The following is a 16,725-nucleotide window of genomic DNA, read 5'->3' as shown; positions in this document are numbered from 1 at the left end:
TTGAGCCTTCCGCCCGGCGCCAACCCGTCCGCTTCGCGCCTGCGCGTGCTGGCGCGCAACGTGAGCTTGGCCACGGTGCAGCCTCAGGGTCTGAGCATCTTGAACCAGTTGCCCATCACCATCACAGCCCTTCACCCGGGTGCCCTGGGCCGCGTCACCGTGGTCTGCCTTCTTGCCGACGGCCAGCAGTTGCTGGCAGAAATTACTGCCTATTCCTGCCAGGCACTGGCATTGAAGCCCGGCATGCAGGCGTTTGCCTTGATCAAGTCAGTGGCGCTGATGGAATGAAACCCTGACACGCAGACAAAGATAAACCATCACCGCGTCAGGATTCGTCCGCGTCCAGCCACCTCCGCACACTTGGCGGCTGGTAGCTGGCAAACCGGTCCAGCAGCACATCTGGCGCCTGCTCGACGATCAACATGGAGCGGTGCGGCAGCTTGAGAAACTGCTCAGCGGCCGCGTGATCCAGAAAAGTGGTCAGCGCATCGTAGTAGCCCGCCACGTTCAGCAAACCGCAGGGCTTGGCATGAATGCCAAGCTGGGCCCAGGTCCAGATTTCAAAAATCTCCTCAAAGGTTCCGATACCGCCTGGCATGGCGATGAAGCCATCAGAAAGTTCGGCCATGAGGGTTTTGCGCTCGTGCATGGACTGGGTTACATGGAGCTCGCTCAGCTGCCGGTGCACCACTTCCTTGCGCGCCAGGCCTTTCGGGATCACGCCCACGACGCGGCCGCCAAGTTGCAGCACAGTGTCGGCAACCAGCCCCATCAGGCCAATGCTGGCACCGCCATAAACCAGCCCCAGGTCGCGCGCCACCAGCGCCTGACCCAGCGCACGCGCGGCGCTGGCATAGACCTCAAGCCGGCCCGGGCTGGAGCCGCAATAAACACAAATGGCCTTCATGGCACGCGCTTGAGCACTTCGGCCACGCAGCGCTCGATACCCGTCCACACATCGCCCAGGCGCGCGTCGTCAAACATGTAGGCTGGCGTGGTGATGAGCTTGTGCGCCTCGTCAATCACGATTTCTGTGGCATTGGGCGTGCTTTGGTTGACCTGGCCGAGCTGCCCCAGGGCAGCAGCGCAACCCGCGTCATTGCCGAGCGTGAGCGTCGCGCTGTCATGGGCCTGGTGCAGCGCCAACGCCACCAGCGCCGGCGCAATGCAAATTGCACCGACCGGCTTCTTGGCGTCAAAAAATCCCCGGATGAACGCCGCCACATCGGGCCGCACATCCGCCTCGGCGCCCTTGAAGGCAAAGCTGCAATGGTTCTTGGCAACACCGTAACCACCCGGCATTACCAGCGCGTCATAGTCGGCCACTTTGGCTTGTGCCAGGTCCAGGCATTGTCCCAGGCGGGCAATGCGACTTGACTCCTCCAGGATGTTGCGGGCGGCACCCGCCACCGGCTCGCCGGTGACGTGATTGACCACATGAAACTGCGGCGCATTGGGCGCGATGCACTGCACTGTGGCGCCCTGCTGGTCGAGCGCCAGCAGGGCCAGCACCGATTCGCGCACTTCAGCGCCATCAAGATGCCCGCAACCTGAAAGCAAAACGGCAACTTTGGGGGATTTTTGGGTGTTTGGCATGGATATCTCCGGTGATTTTGAGGAATTATCCCGCGCCCTGCCAGGTCGGCACAAGTCGGCGCGGCCAAGGCACTGACTGTCACAATCATGGCATCCGCCATTGCACGCCATTTGCCGCCACCTCGCTCGTTTCATGCCCACCACCCCTTTTCTACCGACGCCTGATCCACAGTCGCCGCACATTTCCGTTCTTTCACTTTCAGTCCCCGTGGCCATGGGCTATGTGCCGCTGGGCATGGTGTTCGGGTTTTTGTTTGTGCAGGCGGGTGCGCCCTGGTGGCTGGCGGTCACCGCCAGCGTTCTGGTGTTTGCCGGTGCCGCGCAGTTCATGATGGTGCCGATGCTGGCGGCGGGTCTGCCGCTGGCGTCCATTGCCGTGGCCACGCTGGTGGTGAACTTGCGCCATATCTTTTACGGCCTGTCGCTGCTCGACAAACTGCCCAAACAGCCTATGGCGCGCTGGTACCTGGTGTTTGCGCTCACCGATGAAACCTACTCGGTGCTGACCACGCTGCCACCTGGCACCAGCACACGCCAAATGGTAGCGGTGGCGCTGCTCAACCAGGGTTGGTGGGTGCTGGGCACGCTGCTGGGCGCGCTGATCGGGGCGCAGGCGCAAATTGCATTGACAGGGTTGGACTTTGCGCTGGCGGCGCTGTTTGCCGTGCTGGCGGTTGAACAATGGCGCAGCGCCGATTCGGCCGCACCTCTGTGGGTGGCGGTCGTGAGTTACGCCGTGGCCTGGGCGCTGATGCCGCAACAGGCGCTGTTGATTGCCATCGGCCTCAGTGTGCTGGCCGGAATGGTCTGGCACCCGCCGGGCGCCAAGGAGCCGATGCCATGATCGACATTCCTTACGCCATCGGCGCGATCGCCGCCATGGCCGTAGTCACCTTTGCCCTGCGCGCACTGCCATTTCTGGCCGCCCGCTTTCTGCAAAGTCACCCGCTGGTGCAACAACTGGGACGCTTTTTGCCGCTGGCCATCATGACGCTTTTGCTGTTGCACACGCTGGTCGGCCATGCCCGTGACAACCCGTCTGGCCCCTGGGCCGAAGCCGTGGCGGTGCTCACCGTGCTGGCCCTGCAGTGGTGGAAAAAACACCCGCTGCTGAGCATTTTGGCGGGCACGGCGCTGTATGTGCTGCTGCGCAACTGGGGCCCGTGAGAACCCGAGCCGGCATTCACCTGACCGCATTCGGGAAAAACAGCTGTTCGCCGCCAATCTTGTAGCTGGCAATCACACCCTGCCCGGCGCTGCCGGTGACCCAGTCGACAAACTTCTGGCCCTCAGCCGCTTTCACATGCGGGTGTTTGGCCGGATTCACCAGCAGCACGCCGTATTGGTTGAAGAGGCGCTGGTCGCCCTCGACCAGCACTTTCAGGTCGCCCCGGTTCTTGAAGTTGAGCCAGGTGCCGCGGTCGGTGAGCGCATAGGCTCCTGAGCTGGATGCCATGTTGAGCGCCGGGCCCATGCCACAGCCGCAGGCCTTGTAGCCGCTGCCCTGCTTGTCGGCCAAGTTAGCCATTTGCCAGAAGCGCAATTCGGCGGCGTGGGTGCCGCTTTTGTCGCCGCGTGAAATGAACGGGCCGTTGGCAGCAGATATCTTTTTGAGGGCTTCAACCACGTCATTGCCCTTGAGCTTGAGCGGATCACTGGCGGGGCCGACCAGCACAAAGTCGTTGTACATGACCTCCAGGCGCTTGACGGCAAAGCCCTCGGCCACCACTTTTTCCTCGGCCACTTTGTCATGCACAAACAGCGCGTCGGCATCGCCCCTGCGGCCCATGTCAATGGCCTGGCCGGTGCCCAAGGCCACCACCTTCACGTCGATGCCACTGGCTTTTTTGAATTCGGGCAGCAGCACGGAAAACAACCCGGACTGCTCGGTGGAGGTGGTAGACGCCACCACAATGGACTGCGCCGAGACGCCCATCGACACGAGCAGGGACGTGGCGACCAGAGCCAGCTTGACCTTGCTCAGAGGTTTAATAGACACACAAGCTTTCACGGTTTTCATACCAGTTCGCCTTTGACAAACAAATGCGCCGCCGGGTACTGCTGTTGCAGCAAGGGCCCGCCAAAAAAATCTGCCACCGGCAAATCGGCCAGCACCCGTCCCTGCTCCAGGTAAATCACCCGGCTCGCCAGGCGCTTGACCTGGCCCAGGTTGTGGCTGGCAAAGATCAGCGTCATGGCCTCCGGCCCGCTGGCAAATTCTTCGATCAAAGCCTCCACCTCACGTTTGGCATGCGGGTCCAGGCTGGCTGTGGGCTCATCGAGCAGCAGTACCTGGGGCTGCAGGGCCCAGGCGCGCGCCATCGCCACCCGCTGCTGCTGACCGCCGGAAAGCTGTCGACCACTGCGCTTCGCCAGCTCTGCCAAACCCACACGGGCCAGCGCCGCCAGGGCCTGTGCTTTGGCGTGCGCCCACGGCATGCCGCGCAACCACAGCCCCAGCGCGATATTGGCCTGCACCGACAAGCGCATCAAGTGCGGCTTTTGAAACAGCATGGCTTGCCGCAAATGAAGGGCACTGCGCATGAGGCCGGTTGTGGGCGCCGCAAGCCCATGCAGCAAACGCAGCAGCGTGCTCTTGCCACAGCCATTGGCCCCCACCAGCGCCACGCGCTCGCCCGCCGTGATCGTCAAACTCACCTCAGACAGGGCACGCACCGCGCGCGTGGCCGGCCCAAAATGCACACTGGCAGAGCACACCTCAAACACGGGCACCGCAGGCGACTGGAAAGAGACCCCGGGGTTTGCTGCATCGCTCATGTGCATGTCGATCAAACTTTCTGCCTTCAAATCGACGCCCCCAACGGGAAAGCAGGAGCGACACCAGACTCCTGATGTTCACGCCAACGCCGCACCAGCGCAATCAACACATTGAGCAGCAACACCACGCCAAGCAAGATCAACCCCAGCCCCAGCGCCAGCGGCAGGTTGCCTTTGCTGGTTTCCAGCGCAATGGCCGTCGTCATGACACGGGTGAATCCTTCAATGTTGCCGCCCACAATCATCACGGCGCCCACCTCCGACACGGCGCGGCCAAAGGACGCAATCAGCACCGTGAGCAAGGCATAACGCTCGTCCCACGCCAGCAACAGGCTGCGCATCAGCGGCCGGGCTCCCAATGACTGCAATTGCTCGCCATGCAAACCCTCAGCGTCTTCAACAGCCTGGCGCGTGAGGGCGGTGACCACCGGCAGCACCAGCACCGCCTGGGCAATCACCATGGCCTTGAAGCTGAACAACCAACCCAAAAAGCCCAGCGGCCCGGAGCGGGACAACAACAGGTAAATCACCAGCCCCACCACCACCGAGGGCACCGCCAAAAAGGTGTTGAGCAACGTGAGCACGGCGCCACGCCCGGCAAAGCGGGCCACGCCCAGCCAGGCCCCCAGCACCAGCCCGAGGCTGCAGGCCAGGGCGCAGGCGGTGGCGCTCACGGCCAACGAGCGGCCCACAATTGTGAGCAGTTCGGCGTCCAGCGCGGTGATGAGTTGCAGTGCCGTCAAGGCGCTGTCGGTAAAGGTGGTCATGTCATGCGTCTTTGGCCGGGCAGACGCCATCGTGGCGCTTCGGGTTATGGTTTAAGCTATCGTAGCCACCGATCTAAAACCTGGCGATATGAACCATCGTGCATAGGCTTCAACTCCACTACACCCTCTCCAAAGACAGCAGTCCGGCACTGGTGCGCAACCCCCTGATTGATTTGCTGCAGGCGGTCAGCAGCCAGGGCTCCATTTCGGGCGGCGCCCGTGCGCTGGGCTTGAGCTACCGCCATGTCTGGGGCGAGCTCAAGCGCTGGGAAAATGACTTGGGCAACGAATTGGTGGTCTGGGAGAAGGGCCAAAGTGCCCGCCTGACCGAATTTGCATCCAAATTGATGTGGGCCGAACGCCAGGCGCAGGCCCGTCTGTCTCCCCAGATCGAGGCTTTGCGCGCCGAATTGGAGCGCAGTTACGCGCTGGCCTTTGACAACAGCTTTCATGTGGTCACGCTTTATGCCAGCCATGACGACGCGCTGTCTCGTTTGCGTGAATTTGCCCTGCAGGTCAACAACATGGACGTGGGCCGGCCAGAGCCTCAAAAATTGCACCTTGACATCCGCTTTACCGGCAGCGTCGATGCCATCCGTGCCCTGAACGAAGGGCGCTGCGTGATGGCCGGCTTTCACACGCTGCTGGACACGGGTAAAAAAACACTGACCGAGCGCACCTACAAACCGCTGTTGCAACCGGGTCGGCACAAGATCATCGGCTTTGCCAGGCGCACCCAGGGCTTGATGGTGGCCCGTGGCAATCCGCTGGGCTTGCACAGCTTGCCCGATGTGGTCCAGCACCGTGCCCATTTTGCCAACCGCACGCTGGGCAGCGGCACGCGCGTGGTGTTTGACGAGTTGCTGGCGCTTGCCGGCCTGAGCAACCGCGACTTCAATGCGAATGCACACACCGAGTCGTCACACGCCGCCGTGGCACACGCAGTGGCGGCCGGCCAATGCGACGTCGGCCTGGGCATCGCCGCTGCCGCTCAGCAGGCCGGGCTTGACTTCGTGCCGCTGGCAGAGGAACGTTATCACCTGGTCTGCCTGAAGTCAGCGCTGGCGCAACCCGGCATCGCGGCCTTGCTGCATCTGCTGCAGACACCCCAGTGGCAAAACCAGATCAACCAAATCCCTGGTTATTCAGCGCGGCAAAGTGGCCAGGTGTTGTCCATGCGTCAGGTCTTGCCGTGGTGGGACTACCGGCGTGACAAGATCCCCGCAGCAGGCTAACGGGCACGGCGGCAACAAGATCGTGGCTGCGAAGAAAATTTTGCGCCTTCCCCTAAAATTGGGCATGCAAGACCTCAACTCTCAACGCCGAGCCCCGGCGTCTTTCATGGCGCACATCACCACCACCGTGGTTGACCTGCGTGACATTCACATGATGGAGACACCATGACCTCATTTCTCGCGCTGTCCCGGCTGATCGACGGCATCAGCACCTGGATCGGCAAAGTCACCATGTGGCTGATTCTTGCCACCACCCTGATCAGCGCGGGCAACGCCATCGTGCGTAAAATTTTCAACGTCAGCTCCAACGGCCTGCTGGAAATCCAGTGGTACCTGTTTGCCGCGGTCTTCCTGATGGGTGCCGGTTATGGTTTTCTGAAAAATTCGCACGTTCGAATTGACTTTGTCGCCGGCAAGCTCAGCGCGCGCACCCGCAACTGGATTGATGTGGTCGGCATCATTGCCGTGCTGTTTCCCTTTTGTGCCCTCTCCATCACGCTGAGCTGGCCGCTCTTCACCAATGCCCTGATCACCGGCGAAATGTCGCAAAACCCCGGGGGCCTGATCCGCTGGCCCGCCTATGGCCTGATTCCACTGGGTTTTGCGCTGCTGGCGCTGCAAGGCGTGTCAGAACTGATCAAACGCATTGCCTTCCTCAAAGGTCAGGGGCCTGACGTACTGTCGCATGAAGTGACCAAATCCGACGAAGAAAAACACCTCGAAGAACTCGAAGCCATCGTCGCGCGCAAACTGGCAGAGGGCAACTGAATGCAAACCACCTTTCTGGCACAGCAATTTGTGCCGCTCATGTTCTGCGGGCTGCTGGCCTTTTTGCTGACCGGTTTCCCCGTCGCTTTCGCCCTGGCCGCCACCGGCCTGGGCTTTGGCTTCATCGGCATGGAGGCCGGCATTTTCCCGGCCTCACTGTTTCAGGCCCTGCCGCTGCGTATTTTCGGCATCATGCAAAACGACACGCTGCTGGCGATCCCGTTTTTCACCTTCATGGGCATCATTCTGGAACGCTCGGGCATGGCCGAGGACTTGCTTGAGACCGTGGGCCAGGTTTTTGGCCCTCTGCGCGGTGGCCTGGCTATTGCCGTCATTTTGGTCGGTGCGCTGCTGGCGGCCACCACTGGCGTGGTGGCGGCAGCGGTGATTTCCATGGGGCTGATCTCTTTGCCCATCATGCTGCGCTACGGCTACAACCGGTCCATTGCCACTGGCGCCATCACCGCCTCTGGCACGCTGGCGCAGGCGATACCGCCATCGCTGGTGCTGATCGTGCTGGCCGACCAGTTGGGCCGCTCGGTGGGCGACATGTATGCCGGCGCCCTGTTGCCCGGCCTGCTGCTGGTGGGGCTGTACATCCTGTTCGTGGTGATCGTGGCGCTGGTGAAGCCGGGCTGGGTGCCTGCTTTGCCGCAGGAAGCCCGCATTTACCGCGAACCCAGCGGCAACTCGGGCCACAAGTCGTTGCTGGTGCTGGTCCTCATTTGTGCGGCGGTGGGCTGGAGCTGGGCTCAGGTCCATGACACCCTGATGACGCGCTGGCTGGAGCGCAGCATGCCTGCAGCAGGTGACGAAATCGTCATCATGACGCTGACGCTGGCGTCCATCACCGGCCTGGTGCTGGCGCTTGTCAACCGCGTCACCCGGCTCGGCCTGCTGTCGCGCCTGGCCGAGCAGGTCACGTTTGTGCTGATGCCGCCGCTGATTCTGATCTTTTTGGTGCTGGGCACCATTTTTCTGGGGGTGGCCACACCCACCGAGGGTGGCGCTATGGGGGCCCTGGGCGCCTTGATCCTGGCCATCGGCAAGCAACGCCTGTCCATGCCGCTGCTCAGCCAGGCCCTGGAAAGCACCGCCAAACTGGCCACCTTCGTGATGTTCATCCTGATCGGCTCGACCGTGTTCAGCTTCACCTTCAACGCCGCCGACGGCCACATCTGGGTCGAACACCTGTTTACCGACATGCCGGGCGGCGGCTGGGGGTTTTTGATCGTGGTAAACATTTTGGTCTTTGTGCTGGGCATGTTCATCGACTTCTTTGAGATCGCCTTCATCGTGCTGCCCTTGCTGGCCCCGGTGGCCGAGAAAATCCTGCCCGGGCTGGTGCCCGGCATGACCCCTGACATGGCCATGATCTGGTTCGGCGTGATCATCGCGATGAACCTGCAAACCTCTTTCCTGACGCCGCCTTTTGGCTTTGCGCTGTTTTACCTGCGCAGCGTGGCCGCCAAGTTCGACTACAAAGACCGCGTGACCGGCCAGACCATCAAGGCCGTGAGCACCAACGAAATCTACAAGGGCTCCATCGCATTCATCGTGCTGCAAATCATGATGGTGGCGGCCATCATGGCCTTTCCGTCGCTGGTGGTGGGCAACATGTCCAAAGACAAGGGTTTGAGCGACGCTGCCGTGATGGAACAGTTGCAGATGCTTGACGCGCAGCCCATGGATGGCATGGAGGAGCAACCGGCCGATGCGGGGCAGGAAACCGACAGCGCCGCGCCAGCCCTGGAAACACCGGCAATGCCCGTGCAGGAGGAAGACCCCATGAAGGCGATGCAAGAGGCCATCGCAAGGGACGCCAAAAAAGCCAAGCCCTGAATGGAAAACGCCCCGGACACACCATGGGTGTCCGGGGCGCGACCAGAAAGCTTGTGATTCAGGCGCTTAAATCTTGGCCGTTGTCATGTAGTTGTCAAAGCGCAATTCCGAGAAACGCAGCCACAGGAGCTGGTCACGCTGGAAGGCGCGCATGTCCTGGTGGATCTTCTTGAATTCAGGCGACTTGGCTTCGTGCTCGGCAAACACTTCCATCGATGCCTTGAAGCCGGCATCCATGATGTCCTTGGGGAATGGCTTGAGCTGGGTCTTGGCAGCCACCAGGCTTTTCAAAGCGATCGGGTTGTAGGCATCGTACTTGGCCGTCATGTCGCGGGCCGCTATGGCGGTGGCGACGTCCACCATGGCCTGGTATTCGGGCGACAGCGCCGCATAGGCCTTGGTGTTGATGAAAAAGCCCAGTTCGGCGCCACCTTCCCACCAGCCGGGATAGTAATAAAAAGGGGCGACCTTGTTGAAGCCAAGCTTCTGGTCATCGTAAGGGCCGACGAACTCGGTGGCGTCGAGCGTGCCTTTTTCAAGCGCTTGGTAGACCTCACCGGCGGGCATGTTCTGCGACACCACGCCGAGCTTTTGCATGGCCTCGCCAAACAGGCCGCCACCCATGCGCATTTTCAGACCCTTGAGGTCTTTGACCGACTTGATTTCCTTGCGGTACCAGCCGCCCATCTGGGTGCCGGTGTTGCCCGCGCTGCGGCTCTTGATGTTGTATTGGGCATAAAACTCGTCCATCAGCTTGCGGCCGTTGCCATGCTCCATCCAGGCGTCCATCTGGCGCGCGGTCAGACCGAAAGGCACGGCGCAGCCGAAGGCAAAAATGGCGTCTTTGCCAGTGAAATAGTAGGACGCCGTCTGCGCCATCTCGACGGTGCCGTTCTGAATGCCGTCAACCACGCCAAACGCGGGCATCAGCTCGCCAGCGGCATGCACCGACACTTCAAACTTGCCGCCAGAAAGCGTCTTGACGGTCTTGGCAAACATCTCGGCGCTGCCAAAAATGGTGGCCAGCGACTTGGGAAAGCTCGACGCAAGGCGCCAGCGCACATTGGCCCCCTGGGCATGCACGGCGGGTGCAGCACCCGCTGCCAGAACACCGGCGATACCTGCGTTTTTGATGAGCGAACGACGATCCATTGAATTACTCCTGCTGTTGTGGATTGAAAGAGCCGTCATGTCTGTGAACATGACCTTGGCGAATAAGGGTCACCTGATATTCTAAGAAGCGGGCCCCGGACAAACGGCTGGGTTTACCCTTAAAAAGGCTTGCTGCTTTCACATAGCTTGCGCCAACGCAAGGCGAGCGCGAATAGCAGCTTCGATGCCGGGGGCGTCCAAGCCCTCCAGGGCCAGCAATTTGGCCGGGTCGCCATGCTCGATAAAAGCGTCACGCAGACCCAACTGCAGCACGGGCCGGGTGATACCGGCAGCAGCCAGCGCTTCCAGCACCGCGCTGCCGGCGCCTCCCATGATGGCGCCCTCTTCCAAGGTGACCAGGGCCTCGTGGCCGGCGGCCACCTGCAGCAGCAGGTCGACATCGAGCGGCTTGGCCCAGCGCATGTTGACCACCGTGGCATCCAGGGCTTGCGCGGCATCAAGCGCCGGGTACAGCAGCGTGCCAAAGGCCAAAATAGCCACGCGCCGGCCGCTGCGGGAGATTTCACCCTTGCCAAACGGCAGCGCGTCAAGCGAGCGGTTGACCGCCACACCCGCGCCCACACCACGCGGGTAACGCACGGCCACCGGCGTGCTCTGGGCATAGGCGGTGTTGAGCAGCTGGCGACACTCGTTTTCATCAGCCGGGCAGGCCACGCTGATGTTGGGGATGCAGCGCAGGTAGGCAATGTCATAGGCACCGGCGTGGGTGGCCCCATCGGCCCCCACCAGCCCGGCACGGTCCAACGCAAACACCACCGGCAGATTCTGGATGGCCACGTCGTGAATCAACTGGTCGTAGCCGCGCTGCAAAAAGGTGGAATAGATCGCCACCACAGGCTTCAGGCCCTCGCAGGCCAGCCCGGCGGCGAAGGTCACCGCGTGCTGCTCGGCAATACCGACATCAAAATAGCGGTGCGGAAAACGCTGCTCAAAAGCCACCATGCCCGAGCCCTCACGCATGGCCGGCGTGATCCCCACCAGCCGGTCGTCAGCGGCGGCCATGTCGCACAACCATTCGCCAAACACCTGGGTAAAGGTGGGCTTGCTGACGGAGGCGGGTGTTTGCAGGCCGACGGCCGGGTCAAACTTGCCGGGGCCGTGGTAGGCCACCGGGTCGGCCTCGGCCAGCTTGTAGCCTTGGCCCTTTTTGGTGACCACGTGCAAGAACTGCGGCCCCTTGAGGTGCTTGATGTTTTCCAGCACCGACACCAGAGTCTGCACGTCGTGGCCGTCAATCGGACCCACGTAGTTAAAACCAAATTTCTCAAACAGCGTGACCCGGCTCACCATGCCCTTGGCTGTTTCCTCAATGCGGCGTGCCAGTTCGAGCAGCGGCGGCGCGCCACGCAGCACGTTTTTGCTGGCGCTTTTGGCGGTGGCATAAAACTGGCCGCTGAGCAGCTTGGCCAGATAACGGTTGAGCGCACCCACGGGCGGACTGATCGACATGTCGTTGTCGTTCAGGATCACCAGCAGATTGCAGTCCGAGACACCGGCATTGTTCATGGCTTCAAAAGCCATGCCGGCGGTCATGGCGCCATCGCCAATCACGGCAATCGCGTGCCGGTCTTCACCCTTGAGGCGCGATGCCATGGCCATGCCGAGGGCGGCCGAGATCGAGGTGCTGGAGTGTGCCGTGCCAAAAGCGTCAAATTCGCTCTCGGCGCGCTGCGGGAAACCGCTCAGGCCGCCCAACTGGCGCAGCGTGGCCATGCGATCACGCCGCCCGGTCAGGATTTTGTGCGGGTAGGTCTGGTGCCCCACGTCCCAGACCACCCGGTCATACGGCGTGTTGAAGACGTAGTGAAGGGCCACCGTGAGTTCAACCGTGCCCAGGTTGGAGCTCAGGTGGCCGCCGGTCTTGGACACGCTTTCCAGCAAAAAGGCGCGCAGTTCTGTGGCCAGTGTGTCGAGTTGCTCACGCGGCAAATGCCGCAGGTCGGCAGGAGCATGGATGGTTTGCAACAAGGGGTGAGGGTTGTTCATCAACATAAGTTCTGATTTTGACAGCGGGCAGTGCATCAGTTGGAGCGCTGCACCACAAGGCTTGCCAGCCCCTGTAGCGCACGCGTGTTTGGCAAACCACTGAACGCCAGCGCCGCCATGGCCTGGTCATACAAGGTTTGCGCGTACCGGCGGGCCGACTCCAGCCCCATCAGCGATACATAAGTTGGCTTTTCCTGGGCTTGATCCTTGCCCGCGGTTTTGCCCAGCGTGGCGGAATCTGCAGTAACGTCCAGAATGTCATCGACCACCTGAAACGCCAGCCCAATGGCGGCGCCATAGGCCTGCAAGGCTTGCCCGGCCTGCGCGCTGGCGTCACCACAAGCTGCGCCCATCATGACGCTGGCCTGCAGCAGGGCACCTGTTTTAAGCTGATGCATCTGCCGCAACTGTTCTTCTGTCAAGACCCGCCCGACGCTGGCGAGGTCAATGGCCTGGCCACCAGCCATGCCGGAACAACCCGCGGCACGCGCCAGCAAACGGCACAAGCGAGCCTGACGGCCCTCAGGCACCACAGAGGCATCGGGGGTCAGCAACTCGAACGCCAGGGCCTGCAGCGCATCGCCCGCCAGCAGGGCGCTGGCCGAGCCAAACTGCACATGCACGGTGGGCTTGCCCCGGCGCAACACGTCGTTGTCCATACACGGCATGTCATCGTGCACCAATGAATAAGCGTGGATCAGTTCGACGGCACAGGCGGCACGCAACGCCGCTTCAGCAGCATCCGTCGCAGCGGGCACCCTGGCCGGGGTCGACGCGCTGCTGACCGCCTCAAAGGCCGCGAACACCAGCAAGGGCCGCAAGCGTTTGCCGCCATCCAGCACCGCATAACGCATGGCCTGCATCAACTCGGCTGGCGCGGCATGCCCCTGATCGACTGAAGCATCCACGCTCACCCAGTTGTCCAGCGCCTGTTCGACGCGCGCCAGATGGAGGTCGCACCAGTGATTCAGGTCAAAGTTGTCGGTCATGCTGCTTCACTGGTCCATGTCCTGAGAGCGCCCTGGTCAAGCACCTTGATTTGGTCTTCCACGGCGGCCAGCCGGTCGCGGCAAAACTTCAACAGTTCGGCGCCGCGCTGATATTGCGTGAGAAGCTGCTCCAGGGGCATGTCGCCAGACTCCAGCCTGGCCACCAGTTGCTCAAGTTCCTGCAACGCGGCCTCATAGTGCGCGGGCGCGGCAGCTCCGTGTTTGGCGGCAGTAACCATAAAACGCAACTCTCCCGGATACAAAAGAACGGGATTTTAGGCTTTGTTGCCGGAGAGCGGCCGACCCCGACCGCAAAGGTACAATTTGCGCTGATTGCGCCAGCCCCGGCTGGATTCTTTGTCTCGCGCACGATTCACGTCGCCCGCGCATCTCCCTGTGGGGAGTCTTTAGGTCAGGACCCGATGTCTGATTTAAGTCTTCAACTGCAGCAGGCCAACGGCCAACTACCAGTTTCAAGCTATTTCGATCCCGCGCTTTACCAGCGCGAATTGCAAACCCTGTTCCAGCGGGGACCACGCTATGTGGGTCACGTTGCCAGTGTGCCCGGCGTGGGCGACTACGCCACGTTGGCGCATGAGGGCGAGGGCCGCGCGCTGGTGCACACGCCCAGCGGCATCGAGCTGATCTCCAACGTCTGCCGCCACCGCCAGGCCCTGATGCTCAAGGGACGCGGCTCGCTGCAAAACACAGCGGCGGGCAACATCGTCTGCCCGATCCACCGCTGGACCTACAGTGCCGGAGACGCCGCCGGCCAGGTGCCCGCTGGCAAGCTGATGGGCGCGCCGCACTTCCCCACCGACCCCTGCCTGAACCTGGGTAACTACCCGCTGCGCCAATGGAACGGCCTACTGTTCGAGGACAACGGCCGCGACATTGCCGCCGATCTGGCGGGCATGGGCGAGCAGGCGGCGCTCGACTTTTCTGGCTATGTGCTTGACAAGGTCGAGTTGCACGAATGCAACTACAACTGGAAAACCTTCATCGAGGTCTATCTGGAGGACTACCACGTGGGCCCGTTTCACCCGGGTCTGGGCCACTTTGTCACCTGCGACGACCTGCGCTGGCAGTTTGACGAGCAGTTCTCAGTGCAGACCGTGGGCGTTTCCAAGGCCTTTGACAAGCCGGGGTCCCCGGTTTATCGGCGCTGGCACGACGCGCTGCTGAAATTCCGCGACGGCGCGTTGCCCGAACGCGGCGCGATCTGGCTCACCTACTACCCGCACATCATGGTCGAGTGGTACCCGCATGTGCTCACGGTGTCCACCCTGCACCCGATGGGGCCCGACAAGACGCTGAACCAGGTGGAATTCTTCTACCCCGAAGAAATCGCCGCGTTCGAGCGCGAACTTGTCGAGAGCCAGCAGGCAGCCTACATGGAGACCTGCATCGAGGACGACGAAATTGGCGAGCGCATGGATGCCGGTCGCAAGGCGCTGCTCGCCCGTGGTGACAACGAGGTCGGCCCCTACCAGAGCCCGATGGAAGACGGCATGCAGCATTTTCACGCCTGGTACCGCCGTGAAATCGGTCCGGCAGGGTTGTAGCGTCATGCAAGCGCTCTGGATGGTGTGGGCCTCCTTCTTTTTTGCCACCATGGCGGTCGGCATCAAGATCGCCTCAACCAGTTTCAGCCTGCCCGAGCTGGTGTTTTACCGGGGCCTGGTCAGCGTTGTCTTCATGGCACTTGTGATGCGCGCACGTCGCACGCCGCTGGCCACACCGGTGCCCATGATGCACGCCTGGCGTTCCGTGATTGGCGTGTTTTCATTGGCCTCCTGGTTTTTTGCAATTGCCCATTTGCCTCTGGCTACCGCCATGACGCTGAACTACATGAGCGGGGTCTGGGTGGCGGCTTTTGTGGTGGGTGGCGCCCTGATGTACGGCAAGAGCAGCCGCCAGGGGCCCTTGATGGCCACCGTGCTGATCAGTTTTGCCGGGGTCGTGATGATGCTTCGCCCGACGCTCGACCAAAACCAGCTGTTTGCCGGCTTGGTCGGGCTGCTCTCGGGCATGGGCGCGGCCATGGCCTATATGCAGGTGACGGCCTTGGGAAAGGCGGGCGAGCCCGAGGGCCGCACCGTGTTTTATTTTTCGCTCAGCACCGCCGTGGCCGGGCTGGCAGGCGTGCTCTGGGACGGGTTCACACCCTGGGACAAGGTGACGTGGCAGGCGGCGGCCTGGCTCATTCCCATCGGCGTGTTGGCGTCGCTGGGCCAATGGGCCATGACGCGGGCCTACAGCCGTGGCGCTACGCTGCTGGTGGCCAATTTGCAGTATGCAGGCATTGTGTTTGCCGCTTTTTACAGCCTGGTGCTGTTTGGCGACCAAATTCCGCTGCTGGGCTGGGCCGGCATGGCGCTGATTGTGGTCAGCGGCATTGCCGCCACCATTCTGCGTACCCGTGCCCTGCCTGACACACCCGCAGAAGACCATTAACCCGCAAAGGAACAACCATGTACAGCACACTGATTTCTGCCACCGAACTGCAAACCCTGATGGCCGGTCAGCAGCCGCTAATGGTTTTTGACTGCAGTTTCGAGCTGATGCAGCCGACCGGCGGTGACAAGCAGTACCAGGAGAGCCACATTTCTGGCGCCACGCGTGCCGACCTGGACCGGCACCTGAGTGCGAAGGGTGCTCCGGATGCCGCCAGCGGTGGCCGACATCCGCTGCCCTCACGGGAAAGTTTTGCCAGCTGGCTGGGCAGCGTCGGTTTGCACCCCGACATGCAGGTGGTGGTGTATGACCGCCAGGGCGCCAACTACTCTGGCCGTCTGTGGTGGATGCTGAAATGGGTCGGTCATGAAGCGGCGGCGGTGCTTGACGGCGGTCTGCAAGCCTGGCTGGCTGCTGGTGGAGCGGCGGAATCAGGTGCCGGTCCAGCGCTTCAAAGCTCGGATTACCCCTTGGCCGCGTCCAGGGCGGCGCTGGTCACGACCGAAACAGTTCTGAAACATCTGGCGCACCCCGGCCAAACCATCCTGGACGCGCGCAGTGCACCCCGCTTCAGGGGCGAAGTCGAACCGCTGGACCCGGTTGCCGGCCACATACCCGGCGCGCTGAACCGTCTTTTTTCCGACAACATCGGCGCCGATGGCTGCTTTAAGCCAGCCGCACAGCTCAGGGCAGAATTTGACACCCTGCTGGCAGGCCGCGACCCGGCCAGCGTGGTGCACCACTGCGGCAGCGGCGTCAGCGCGCTGCCCAACCTGATCGCCATGGAAATTGCGGGATTGGGCCGCTCGGCACTCTACGCCGGCAGCTGGAGCGAATGGTGCAGTGACGCCGGCAGGCCCGTCGCGCGAGGCTGATCGGTTGGGGTCAGAGCACGTCGCTGCGCGAGTGGTCTGACCCGCAAGGTTTCAGGCTACGCCATTGGCCTCGAACCAGGCCAGCGCGCGCTTGAAACCATCTTCGGCGGCTTCCTTGCGGTAGCTTGGGCGGTAGTCGGCATGGAAGGCGTGCGGAGCGTCCTTGTAAACCACAAACTCCGACGCTTTGGCTGCGGCGTTGCCCTTGGCCCCGGCCAGCGCGTCTTTCATCTGGTTGACGGTGGTCAGCGGAATGCCG

19 protein-coding genes are annotated in these 16,725 nt (G+C 62.2%); 9 read left to right on the top strand and 10 right to left on the bottom strand.

Annotated features, from left to right (window positions below):
* A partial coding sequence (locus GPS82_RS08945) for a TOBE domain-containing protein (protein ID WP_296493524.1) occupies positions 1-288 on the top strand: 288 nt, incomplete at its 5' end.
* A 37-nt stretch (positions 289-325) separates the two neighbouring features.
* Here the strand turns inward: GPS82_RS08945 and GPS82_RS08940 are convergent.
* Together GPS82_RS08940 and elbB are read right to left on the bottom strand one after the other, a co-directional pair.
* The gene (locus GPS82_RS08940) at positions 326-907 is read right to left on the bottom strand and encodes a TIGR00730 family Rossman fold protein (RefSeq protein ID WP_296493521.1); all 582 of its coding nucleotides are present in this window, start codon (positions 905-907) and stop codon (positions 326-328) included.
* Positions 904-1,596 (bottom strand): isoprenoid biosynthesis glyoxalase ElbB, encoded by a 693-nt coding sequence (gene elbB, locus GPS82_RS08935; RefSeq protein WP_296493518.1) that lies wholly within the window; start codon positions 1,594-1,596, stop codon positions 904-906. The genes GPS82_RS08940 and elbB overlap by 4 nt, the downstream gene beginning before the upstream one ends.
* Before the next feature lie 133 nt (positions 1,597-1,729).
* Here elbB and GPS82_RS08930 point away from each other — a divergent pair, with 133 nt between their 5' ends.
* Entirely contained in the window at positions 1,730-2,440 is a 711-nt protein-coding gene (locus tag GPS82_RS08930) for an AzlC family ABC transporter permease (RefSeq protein WP_296493516.1), read from the top strand.
* Positions 2,437-2,763 carry an AzlD domain-containing protein gene (locus GPS82_RS08925; RefSeq protein WP_296493513.1) on the top strand — a complete coding sequence of 109 codons (327 nt, stop codon included), beginning with the start codon at positions 2,437-2,439 and terminating at the stop codon, positions 2,761-2,763. Before GPS82_RS08930 ends, GPS82_RS08925 begins: the two co-directional genes overlap by 4 nt.
* Positions 2,764-2,779: 16 nt before the next feature.
* On the opposite strand, the gene GPS82_RS08920 is transcribed toward GPS82_RS08925, so the two are convergent.
* The 3 genes from GPS82_RS08920 to GPS82_RS08910 all read right to left on the bottom strand — a co-directional run bounded on the left by GPS82_RS08920 (position 2,780) and on the right by GPS82_RS08910 (position 5,141).
* Positions 2,780-3,532 carry an extracellular solute-binding protein gene (locus tag GPS82_RS08920; RefSeq protein ID WP_296493527.1) on the bottom strand — a complete coding sequence of 251 codons (753 nt, stop codon included), beginning with the start codon at positions 3,530-3,532 and terminating at the stop codon, positions 2,780-2,782.
* An 80-nt stretch (positions 3,533-3,612) separates the two neighbouring features.
* Positions 3,613-4,374, bottom strand: coding sequence for an ATP-binding cassette domain-containing protein (locus GPS82_RS08915; protein WP_296493510.1), 762 nt, complete (start codon positions 4,372-4,374; stop codon positions 3,613-3,615).
* 26 nt (positions 4,375-4,400) lie between these two features.
* A complete protein-coding gene (locus GPS82_RS08910; protein ID WP_296493508.1) occupies positions 4,401-5,141 on the bottom strand; it encodes an ABC transporter permease in 741 nt (246 codons plus the stop codon).
* A 98-nt stretch (positions 5,142-5,239) separates the two neighbouring features.
* Between GPS82_RS08910 and GPS82_RS08905 the strand changes: the two genes are divergently transcribed.
* From GPS82_RS08905 to GPS82_RS08895, 3 genes are all read left to right on the top strand, one after another.
* Positions 5,240-6,376, top strand: a complete 1,137-nt coding sequence (locus GPS82_RS08905; protein WP_296493506.1) for a substrate-binding domain-containing protein — start codon at positions 5,240-5,242, stop codon at positions 6,374-6,376.
* Positions 6,377-6,541: 165 nt separating this feature from the next.
* Positions 6,542-7,144 carry a TRAP transporter small permease subunit gene (locus GPS82_RS08900; protein ID WP_296493503.1) on the top strand — a complete coding sequence of 201 codons (603 nt, stop codon included), beginning with the start codon at positions 6,542-6,544 and terminating at the stop codon, positions 7,142-7,144.
* Positions 7,145-8,986, top strand: coding sequence for a TRAP transporter large permease subunit (locus tag GPS82_RS08895; protein WP_296493501.1), 1,842 nt, complete (start codon positions 7,145-7,147; stop codon positions 8,984-8,986).
* A 66-nt stretch (positions 8,987-9,052) separates the two neighbouring features.
* Here GPS82_RS08895 and GPS82_RS08890 read toward each other — a convergent pair whose 3' ends face one another.
* From GPS82_RS08890 to xseB, 4 genes are all read right to left on the bottom strand, one after another.
* Entirely contained in the window at positions 9,053-10,138 is a 1,086-nt protein-coding gene (locus GPS82_RS08890; protein WP_296493499.1) for a TRAP transporter substrate-binding protein, read from the bottom strand.
* 138 nt (positions 10,139-10,276) lie between these two features.
* Complete coding sequence (gene dxs / locus GPS82_RS08885; protein WP_296493497.1) at positions 10,277-12,145, bottom strand: 1-deoxy-D-xylulose-5-phosphate synthase; 1,869 nt, start codon at positions 12,143-12,145, stop codon at positions 10,277-10,279.
* A gap of 35 nt (positions 12,146-12,180) precedes the next feature.
* Positions 12,181-13,134, bottom strand: coding sequence for a polyprenyl synthetase family protein (locus GPS82_RS08880; protein ID WP_296493494.1), 954 nt, complete (start codon positions 13,132-13,134; stop codon positions 12,181-12,183).
* Positions 13,131-13,373 carry an exodeoxyribonuclease VII small subunit gene (gene xseB, locus GPS82_RS08875; RefSeq protein WP_296493491.1) on the bottom strand — a complete coding sequence of 81 codons (243 nt, stop codon included), beginning with the start codon at positions 13,371-13,373 and terminating at the stop codon, positions 13,131-13,133. The genes GPS82_RS08880 and xseB overlap by 4 nt, the downstream gene beginning before the upstream one ends.
* Before the next feature lie 183 nt (positions 13,374-13,556).
* On the opposite strand from xseB, the gene GPS82_RS08870 reads away from it, so the two are divergent.
* From GPS82_RS08870 to GPS82_RS08860, 3 genes are read left to right on the top strand one after another with little or no spacing between them, the layout of a single operon-like run.
* Positions 13,557-14,699, top strand: coding sequence for an aromatic ring-hydroxylating dioxygenase subunit alpha (locus GPS82_RS08870; RefSeq protein WP_296493488.1), 1,143 nt, complete (start codon positions 13,557-13,559; stop codon positions 14,697-14,699).
* 4 nt (positions 14,700-14,703) lie between these two features.
* Positions 14,704-15,591, top strand: coding sequence for a DMT family transporter (locus tag GPS82_RS08865; protein ID WP_296493484.1), 888 nt, complete (start codon positions 14,704-14,706; stop codon positions 15,589-15,591).
* A gap of 17 nt (positions 15,592-15,608) precedes the next feature.
* Positions 15,609-16,466, top strand: coding sequence for a sulfurtransferase (locus GPS82_RS08860; protein WP_296493481.1), 858 nt, complete (start codon positions 15,609-15,611; stop codon positions 16,464-16,466).
* 51 nt (positions 16,467-16,517) lie between these two features.
* Here the strand turns inward: GPS82_RS08860 and GPS82_RS08855 are convergent.
* The coding region (locus GPS82_RS08855) for a dienelactone hydrolase family protein (protein ID WP_296493478.1) at positions 16,518-16,725 on the bottom strand (208 nt) is incomplete at its 5' end.

The sequence above is a fragment of the Rhodoferax sp. genome, from assembly GCF_011391645.1.
Classification (GTDB): domain Bacteria; phylum Pseudomonadota; class Gammaproteobacteria; order Burkholderiales; family Burkholderiaceae_C; genus Rhodoferax.
The sequence above is the reverse complement of the archived record's forward strand: the minus strand, read 5'-3'. Positions and strand labels throughout refer to the sequence as shown.

Excerpts from the sequence above, each read along its gene's own strand:
- GPS82_RS08920 (WP_296493527.1), bottom strand. The coding sequence starts at position 3,532 with ATGGGCGTCTCGGCGCAGTCCATTGTGGTGGCGTCTACCACCTCCACC.
- GPS82_RS08915 (WP_296493510.1), bottom strand. The coding sequence starts at position 4,374 with ATGAGCGATGCAGCAAACCCCGGGGTCTCTTTCCAGTCGCCTGCGGTG.
- GPS82_RS08860 (WP_296493481.1), top strand. The coding sequence starts at position 15,609 with ATGTACAGCACACTGATTTCTGCCACCGAACTGCAAACCCTGATGGCC.
- dxs (WP_296493497.1), bottom strand. The coding sequence starts at position 12,145 with ATGAACAACCCTCACCCCTTGTTGCAAACCATCCATGCTCCTGCCGAC.
- xseB (WP_296493491.1), bottom strand. The coding sequence starts at position 13,373 with ATGGTTACTGCCGCCAAACACGGAGCTGCCGCGCCCGCGCACTATGAG.
- GPS82_RS08865 (WP_296493484.1), top strand. The coding sequence starts at position 14,704 with ATGCAAGCGCTCTGGATGGTGTGGGCCTCCTTCTTTTTTGCCACCATG.
- GPS82_RS08930 (WP_296493516.1), top strand. The coding sequence starts at position 1,730 with ATGCCCACCACCCCTTTTCTACCGACGCCTGATCCACAGTCGCCGCAC.
- GPS82_RS08895 (WP_296493501.1), top strand. The coding sequence starts at position 7,145 with ATGCAAACCACCTTTCTGGCACAGCAATTTGTGCCGCTCATGTTCTGC.
- GPS82_RS08880 (WP_296493494.1), bottom strand. The coding sequence starts at position 13,134 with ATGACCGACAACTTTGACCTGAATCACTGGTGCGACCTCCATCTGGCG.
- GPS82_RS08940 (WP_296493521.1), bottom strand. The coding sequence starts at position 907 with ATGAAGGCCATTTGTGTTTATTGCGGCTCCAGCCCGGGCCGGCTTGAG.
- GPS82_RS08890 (WP_296493499.1), bottom strand. The coding sequence starts at position 10,138 with ATGGATCGTCGTTCGCTCATCAAAAACGCAGGTATCGCCGGTGTTCTG.
- GPS82_RS08870 (WP_296493488.1), top strand. The coding sequence starts at position 13,557 with ATGTCTGATTTAAGTCTTCAACTGCAGCAGGCCAACGGCCAACTACCA.
- GPS82_RS08925 (WP_296493513.1), top strand. The coding sequence starts at position 2,437 with ATGATCGACATTCCTTACGCCATCGGCGCGATCGCCGCCATGGCCGTA.
- GPS82_RS08910 (WP_296493508.1), bottom strand. The coding sequence starts at position 5,141 with ATGACCACCTTTACCGACAGCGCCTTGACGGCACTGCAACTCATCACC.
- GPS82_RS08900 (WP_296493503.1), top strand. The coding sequence starts at position 6,542 with ATGACCTCATTTCTCGCGCTGTCCCGGCTGATCGACGGCATCAGCACC.
- elbB (WP_296493518.1), bottom strand. The coding sequence starts at position 1,596 with ATGCCAAACACCCAAAAATCCCCCAAAGTTGCCGTTTTGCTTTCAGGT.